Annotated in this window: 4 protein-coding genes; all 4 read right to left on the bottom strand. The window is 40.9% G+C overall.

The annotated features are described in order from the left end of the window. Positions 1-157 precede the first annotated feature (157 nt). The 4 genes from ACFIK0_RS09150 to ACFIK0_RS09135 are packed head-to-tail and all read right to left on the bottom strand — an operon-like array spanning position 158 to position 1198. Positions 158-331, bottom strand: coding sequence for a hypothetical protein (locus tag ACFIK0_RS09150; RefSeq protein ID WP_375663880.1), 174 nt, complete (start codon positions 329-331; stop codon positions 158-160). Next, positions 324-569: a hypothetical protein gene (locus ACFIK0_RS09145; RefSeq protein WP_375663879.1), complete on the bottom strand. Its 246-nt coding sequence runs from the start codon at positions 567-569 to the stop codon at positions 324-326. The genes ACFIK0_RS09150 and ACFIK0_RS09145 overlap by 8 nt, the downstream gene beginning before the upstream one ends. Positions 570-620: 51 nt before the next feature. Beyond that, positions 621-863: a DUF2922 domain-containing protein gene (locus tag ACFIK0_RS09140; protein ID WP_375663878.1), complete on the bottom strand. Its 243-nt coding sequence runs from the start codon at positions 861-863 to the stop codon at positions 621-623. Positions 864-901: 38 nt separating this feature from the next. Further along, on the bottom strand, positions 902-1198 hold the full coding sequence (locus ACFIK0_RS09135) for a hypothetical protein (protein WP_375663877.1): 297 nt from the start codon (positions 1196-1198) through the stop codon (positions 902-904). Between the last annotated feature and the right edge of the window lie 45 nt (positions 1199-1243).

Below are 1243 nucleotides of genomic sequence, written 5' to 3'. Positions count from 1 at the left end.
TTCCAAGAAGCCTTGAAATTGTTGTAATCGGCTCTGATATACACGCAAAGTACTTGGTGCTTTTCCCTCCAATTGCATATCACGGAGGAAGCGTGTGATGAGTTCATCCATAATTTTCCTCCATTGCATAAATCTATGAATTTATCGTGTGTCATTTTCAAAAATCACGATGTCGCTTCATGGAGAGAGCGTGTGCCGTAATTGTATCTGTCAGGCGGCTTATTTCCCCTGTCAGTCCGTCTAGCTTGGCTTCTACTCTCATGATTAGCAGCAGCGCAATCAATAATGCACCCGATTGTTCTAGTACATATTTGATTAATTCGTTATCCAAAGTTAAATTCCTGCATTGTCCTTTCTGTCTTGACCTCGGAATTAGTAATTTCACCCATGTTTTGTCCACATTCTTTACAGAGTTCCATTGAGCCAACAAGCATTGATGCTGTTTCTGCATCTCTAATATTGAGACGGAAATAGATGTCACGTACTCGTTTGCAACAATCACATTTTCGATAGGCAGTTTGAGCAAAACTTTCTAAGGCCAAGGCTTGATTAAGTTCTGGTTTTTGCATTGGTGATTTCCTTTCAAAATAAAAAGGACGCTACTTGAGCGTCCTCGTTAATTACTTGTTTTCGTCTGCATTAGCAACGAAGACAGGCTCTGAGCTTGAAGTCAGGTAAGCTGCCCGCTTAGGGGTAACGTACAATTCTTCGTCGTTCTTGAAGAACATGTGAGTTTGCGCAATCTTGTTCATTGCGTTAAGTACTGTATCCTTATCTAATCCCTTTTTAGGGTTAGCGATTTGGATCGTATGTGACTTACCAAGAGAACCAATAAAGGTTAATTTAAGTACAGTTGCTGCCATGTTATTCCCTCCTTTTCAAAGTATTTAATCAATCGAAATTAGATGTTGCTAAACTTCTTTACTTCAGAAACCTTGATGTTACCCATGTCAACTTCACCGTCAACCATGGTACCGAAAGCTTCAACGAAAGTAGAAACTTGTTCTTCGTTTACATTTGGTAAAACGCTGTGAACGGTGTACCGTTTGCCCTTTGGATAGGCTTCTGATGCTGCCATAATAGCAATACTGCCTGGCAAGCCAGTGGATTCTAATGCCATGTTTTTCTCCTTTCCGCCGTTACCACCAGCTTTTTGAGGCATACAAAAAAGCGCTGGTGGATTGGCTACTTTAGTCAATCTATCTCGTTCTCCTTAGATGCCTGAGAACGTCACCAGTGCTTT

It is taken from the genome of Bartonella sp. CL63NXGY, from assembly GCF_042194905.1.
GTDB lineage: Bacteria > Pseudomonadota > Alphaproteobacteria > Rhizobiales > Rhizobiaceae > Bartonella.
The sequence above is the reverse complement of the archived record's forward strand: the minus strand, read 5'-3'. Positions and strand labels throughout refer to the sequence as shown.